Genomic DNA, 6,238 nt, shown 5'->3' with positions numbered 1-6,238 from the left:
GCAGAATTAGTTGCACAAACAACAGTTAATAGTGGCGCAAACGTGGAAAAGTGGTGTTGGAGTAAATTAGATGTTGCTGTTACAATTCAAACAAGAACTCGAATCGCAAGTTGGATCGGACCGGTTGAAATTTTCAATGCGTTTTGTCATATATAAATGTAAAAATCTAATTTTTTTCGTATTAAAGACTTGCATAAGCTGGGTTCGCAGGATAACATAGATACATAGATGTAAATAAGTAAAATGTGTGAACTTACATAGGGGAGGTACAAATGTATGCTGTTAGCAGAGGCTGCTGAGACTGTATCTAAATTTCATGTGTTTGATATATTTATGATTTTGTTCACGATACTTATCTTTATCGGGGTCGTGCGCTTAGTAACTCAACCTAAGAAGAACCTCTTCGCTATCGGATTTAGCGTAGTGAGTTTGTTGGTATTTCTGTACTCAGATTATGCCATGGTATTAGGATGGCTTAGTTAAGATCATAAGGAACAACACGTAAACAGTATCGCTTAATAAGACACCTTGCTGCAGCTGCAGCAAGGTGTCTTATTAAGTGTACAATGTTAGTCGTACAGAGTAAATTTAGCTATATCAAGGGATTTCTGTCATTCATACATAATATAGATAATATATAACCGAAAAATGGATTGCATACAATAACGATGACGGTCGGCAGTCTTGTGGTTTGAAGTGATACTTGAGAAGCATGCATGAATCAATATTTCTAATTGATAAATTCGAGGATTCAATACTAGATTACCAATTCCAAGGTGGACGAGTATTGATATCAGCGAATAGGGATAGCTCCTATGAAGAAATGGTTAAATGTTTTAGAGGATTCTACAATGAACTAGTATAAGAAATCAAAGAATACTGTCATTTGTAGTATTGAGGATAAAACCTATGCGGTGGAGATAAAGGTATAAGTGGTTGGGGAATGAATCTTACATATGACAATGAGATTCGTGGATTTTGCCCATCTGTGTGATAATTCCTCATCATACTGTATAATTATCGCTCTAAGGTATATAATAGTGATAGTTTAATGAGAAGGGGGCGCATGATATGCTCGTTAGATTTAATGTACAAAATTATTTGTCTTTCATGACTGGAGTAAGTTTAGATTTGGAGTCTGCACCACTTACAGAACACGAAGATACTCATACATTTGAAGTGGATCAACTAAAATTATTGAAGTCAGCAGTTATATATGGAGCGAATGCAAGCGGGAAAAGTAATATTTTAAAAGCAATGGGAGTTATGAAGGAGCTAGTCCTTAATTCATCCAAAGAATCAAACGCAACGGAGGATATTGATGTTACTCCATTTCGTTTGAGCACACTAACAGAAAAGTTACCAACTATTTTTGAGATAGAGATCATTCAGAGTGGTCAATGGTACCGATATGGATTTAGTGTAGATACTACCCACATACATGATGAATGGTTATATCGTAAACGGTTAGATGGAAAGGGTAAAGAAATCAAGTTGTTTTCCAGAGATAAAGGAAAAATTGATATCCCTAAAAAGAATGATTTTTACGATGAAGGCTCAGGTCTAGAGGATAAAACAAGACATAATGCGTTATTTCTCTCTGTTGTAGCAAACTTTAATGGATTAATCTCACAAGAAATACAACAATGGTTTGAAGAATTCACCTTTATGTCTGGTGTTGCAAACAGTACGATGAGGCATACATCAAAAATGCTTGAGAAGGAAAGCAACAAGAATAAAATTATTAAATTACTTCAAGCGGCCGATGTTGGAATTGAAGATTTGATTGTGGAAAAAATTGAAGCAAATATAAATCTCCGAAAAGATCTATTATTGAAAGAAATCCTCAGTAAAAATTTTGGGAGTAAGTGGTCATCAGAGGTATTATTCAGCAGTAGAAGAAAATATGATGAAAATGAAAATGAAGTTGGCTATGAAATGTTTAAGGTCGATGAATCGGAGTCCGAAGGAACTAAAAAGCTATTAGCGTTAGCTGGTCCAATCATTGAAAAATTGGAGAATGGCGGAGTGATGGTAATCGACGAGCTGGATGCCAAAATGCATCCACTTATGACTAAGCAAATTGTTGAATTGTTTAATTCTTATGATACCAATAAAAGTAATGCCCAACTGATCTATGCTACACATGATGTTACAAATTTAAGTAATAAACTATTTAGGCGTGATCAACTCTGGTTTGTGGAGAAGGACGATAAAGGTTCATCTGAATTATTCTCCTTAGCTGATTTTCGCGATGATGATAGCAAGAAGATTAGAAAAGATGCAACATATGCTAAAGATTATTTGTTAGGGAAATATGGGGCTATCCCAAAATTTCGTTCCTGGCAAAGAGCTTTGGAGGGAAATGATGAGAACCCATGAATTTTTCAGTCGGAGCCAAAATAGCAAAAAAATTGGAACTAAAGATCTGAGGGAGACATTCCTCATTGTATGTGAAGGCGAGAGAACAGAACCTAATTACTTCTATAAGTTTCCTGTCAAAAGGGACATCATAGAGGTAGATATATTCGGTGAGGGGAAAAACACGGATAGCCTAGTAATGGAGGCTATCCGAAGGAAGTCTGCCGCAGAAAAACTAGGTAAACCTTATGTTCAAGTATGGGTAGTGTTTGACAGAGATAGTTTTCCGATAAGGAATTTCCAACGAGCTATTAATCTCTGTGATAGTAGCGGTATTAAATATGCTGTTACAAATGAATCGTTTGAACTGTGGTATTTATTGCACTATAACTATTATGATTCAGCAATGTCTAGAGATCAATACAGCGAGAAATTATCACTAGAACTTGGAAGAAAGTATGAGAAGAACCAAAAAGATATTTATGAGTTACTCAAGGATAAACAAGAACAAGCGATAAAAAGAGCTAAGAAGCTAAGAAAGTTTCAATTTGATGCAAAAGGGTATCATGATTTTTGTAATTCAAATCCAGTAACAACAGTATATGAACTTATTGAGGTTTTAAATGATTATATTGAGGATTAACTAATTTTAAGTCTTACTTCTTTGATATCCAAGTAGAAGGGTCCGCTCATAATGATCGGACCCTTTTTTTGGCGTAATGAATAGGAATAGTAGATGCCTGCTATGATATTTGCTACAATAGATAAGTTATAGCGTTAAGCGCTAGTTATGATAGGGAACAAGTTCATTGGCCGTGAGGCTAATTTGGGAGGATATATAGAATGAAGCAAGGTTTACACAGAAGAGACGTCGAGTTACTGGCGCCAGCAGGTGATTGGGATTGTATGAGAGCGGCGGTTGCGAATGGAGCAGATGCTGTTTTTTTTGGAGTGGAGAAATTCAATGCCCGCGCACGTGCCAATAACTTCCGAATGATGGAGTTACCAGAGATCATGGCATTTCTTCATAGCTATGGCGTTAAGGGGTTCCTAACGTTCAATATACTGGTGTTTGAGAATGAGTTGGAGGATGCGAAGGAGCTTATTGATGCTTGCGTGGATGCAGGTGTCGATGCGGTGATCGTACAAGATCTGGGTCTTGTGAAGATGATCCGTGAGATCTCGCCAGATTTCCCGATTCACGGATCAACGCAGATGACAATTACGTCACCAGAGGCCGTTGAATTTACGAAGCCATGGGATCTAGAGAGAGTGGTGCTAGGTCGAGAGAACAACTTGAAGCAGATCAAGAAGATCGGGGATCAAGCGAAATTGCCGATGGAAGTATTCGTGCATGGTGCCTTGTGTGTCTCTTACTCGGGACAATGTCTGACATCTGAGATGTGGGGCGGTCGTTCAGCCAACCGTGGTGAATGTGCACAGGCTTGCCGTTTGCCATATGACTTGATGGTGGATGGCGTGCAGAAGCCAATGGGGGATATATCTTACTTGCTATCACCCAAAGATCTAGCTGCCATAGATATTATGCCGGAATTAATAGAAGCGGGCGTGACTTCTTTTAAGATAGAAGGACGTCTCAAGACGCCAGAATATGTGGCGAATGTCGTGAGTAAGTATCGTAAAGCCATTGATCGTTATTTCGAAGGGGATTCAACACCACCGAGTAAGGAAGAGATTCGGGAGCTTGAACAGAGTTTCTCACGGGGTCTAACACATGGCTTCTTAGATGGTACGAACAACAAGAAGCTGGTGGAAGGTACGTATCCTAAGAGCCGCGGTGTGTATATGGGCCGGGTGGAGCAGATTCTACGTGATGGCGTAGTGTGTCGTATTGATGCACCGCTGAAGCGGGGAGACGGTATTGTGTTCGACGCAGGGGACCCTACGAAGAAAGAAGAGGGTGGACGTGTCTACGACATTCGTCGTAAAGGCGTGAAGATTGAAGGTGAAGCGGGAGAAGGTTGGATCATTGACATTATCCCTGGTCGTAATGATGTTAATCTACACAAATTACATGTGGGAGATCGCATCTGGAAGACGAATGATCCTGCATTAGATAAGCGTCTGCGCCAGACATTTGAGACGGAGAAGCCATACCGAGTATTCCCTGTTCAAGTGAAGGTCGTAGGTCATGTGGGTGGGCTATTAACCACAACCTGGACAGATATAGACAAAGGTACAACGGTTCGTGTGGATTCTGAGATGGAATTGGAAGCGGCACAGAAGCGTCCGATGGATTATGCTTTGCTGGAAGAACAATTTGGCCGCTTAGGCGGGACTGTCTTCCAGCTGGAGAAGCTGGATGTCGAACTGCAAGGAGACGTCATCGTGCCTATGCGCGAGCTGAACAGCATCCGCCGCCGTGCGGTGGACTTGCTTGCTGGCGAGCGTCCGAAACCGCCCGTATACGTGAAACGGGCGATCGGGGTGTACGACGATGCGGTAGCGCCGAGCGCATCGCGTCCTGTGGAGCGTGGTGCAGCAGAGCTCACCGCGCTGTGCCGCAGCCTGCCACAAGTGGAGGCTGCGCTCGAAGCAGGCGTAGGGATGATCTACGCCGACTTCGAATTCATTAAGCAGTTCCCCGCAGCGGTGGAAGCCGTGCGTGCGGCTGGCGCTAAGATTGCGTTGGCTACGCCACGCATCCATATGCCAGGAGAGAATGGTTATCACAATAACATTCTTCGCTTACAGCCTGATGCGGTGTTAGTGCGTAACACAGGTGCACTATACTTCTACCTGCGCCATCGTCAAGAACATCCGGATGCACAGCATCCGCAACTGATTGGTGATTTCTCATTGAATATCGCCAATCATAAAGCAGCAGATCTGTTCATCCAAGCAGGTTGCGATATGATCACACCTTCATATGACCTGAATATTCAGCAAATGGTCGATATGCTTGGGCGTGCAGATACATCGAAGATGGAGATTGTTATCCATCAGCATTTACCAATGTTCCATACCGAACATTGTGTGTATTGCACCTTCCTAAGTGAAGGTACGGACTTTACGAATTGTGGTCGTCCTTGCGAAGAGCACCATATCTCTCTACAAGATCGGATCGGTATGTCCCATCCTGTTCGTGTAGATGAAGGTTGTCGTAATACCGTATATAATGCGATTGAGCAGTCTGGTGCTGAGTATCTTAGCGATTTCATGGAGCTAGGCGTGTCCACATACCGGATTGAGTTCCTAGAAGAAACACCTGAACAAGTGGGTGAAGTTATTGATCTATATACAAGAGCATTACGTGGTGAGATTAGTGGTTCGCAAGTATGGCGTACGTTGAAGGCAACCAATCAGCTGGGCGTTACGCGAGGACAATTGGTGAAGTAATACACACGCAAGTATGTTCTGGATTTGAAGAAAGGATGATTCATCCTCGGAAGAAGGGTGAATCATCCTTTTTATATGTATTGTAGAAATAAGGAGTTACTTGTGTAATTCTACCGACAACGTACCTATGATCTCTTGGATTCTATCCATAAGTAACGTGACGTGTGCCTGCTCCAACTCCAGTGTATTGGATGGATAATTCTGATTAATTAGAAAATAGATTTCATTTAGGAATATGGCTGTTTCTGTATCGACGATTCTTTGTTCACTAGCAAATAGTAGTAATGTATCGAAGGAGATAGGAATGAGAGAACTAGTCATTTCGTTTAGATGAAGATAGATGCCATCGAGCATCACCTTTATGGACATATGACCCAATACTAAACATGGCTGCATGAGACCCTCTTCTAGAAATATCAGACCCATTTTCATATAGGAATTGGAAAGTTCATTGTAATGCTGGTAATGGGTAAGTAGATTCGAAGTTCCATTTGAACCGTTGGTGTCTCTAATCATA

At 41.2% G+C, this 6,238-nt stretch carries 5 protein-coding genes; 4 read left to right on the top strand and 1 reads right to left on the bottom strand.

Annotated features, from left to right (window positions below):
* Positions 1 to 276 precede the first annotated feature (276 nt).
* From ACH8E3_RS04785 to ACH8E3_RS04770, 4 genes are all read left to right on the top strand, one after another.
* A complete protein-coding gene (locus ACH8E3_RS04785) occupies positions 277 to 483 on the top strand; it encodes a DUF2759 family protein (protein ID WP_458631472.1) in 207 nt (68 codons plus the stop codon).
* 588 nt (positions 484 to 1,071) lie between these two features.
* Entirely contained in the window at positions 1,072 to 2,382 is a 1,311-nt protein-coding gene (locus ACH8E3_RS04780; protein WP_458631471.1) for an AAA family ATPase, read from the top strand.
* Positions 2,369 to 3,004, top strand: coding sequence for an RloB family protein (locus tag ACH8E3_RS04775; protein ID WP_458631470.1), 636 nt, complete (start codon positions 2,369 to 2,371; stop codon positions 3,002 to 3,004). The genes ACH8E3_RS04780 and ACH8E3_RS04775 overlap by 14 nt, the downstream gene beginning before the upstream one ends.
* 200 nt (positions 3,005 to 3,204) lie before the next feature.
* Positions 3,205 to 5,721, top strand: coding sequence for a U32 family peptidase (locus tag ACH8E3_RS04770; RefSeq protein ID WP_458631469.1), 2,517 nt, complete (start codon positions 3,205 to 3,207; stop codon positions 5,719 to 5,721).
* A 96-nt stretch (positions 5,722 to 5,817) separates the two neighbouring features.
* Here ACH8E3_RS04770 and ACH8E3_RS04765 read toward each other — a convergent pair whose 3' ends face one another.
* The gene (locus ACH8E3_RS04765) at positions 5,818 to 6,237 is read right to left on the bottom strand and encodes a hypothetical protein (protein ID WP_458631468.1); all 420 of its coding nucleotides are present in this window, start codon (positions 6,235 to 6,237) and stop codon (positions 5,818 to 5,820) included.
* Position 6,238 lies beyond the last annotated feature (1 nt).

The sequence above is a fragment of the Paenibacillus sp. CMAA1364 genome (genome assembly GCF_054373195.1).
The sequence above is the reverse complement of the archived record's forward strand: the minus strand, read 5'-3'. Positions and strand labels throughout refer to the sequence as shown.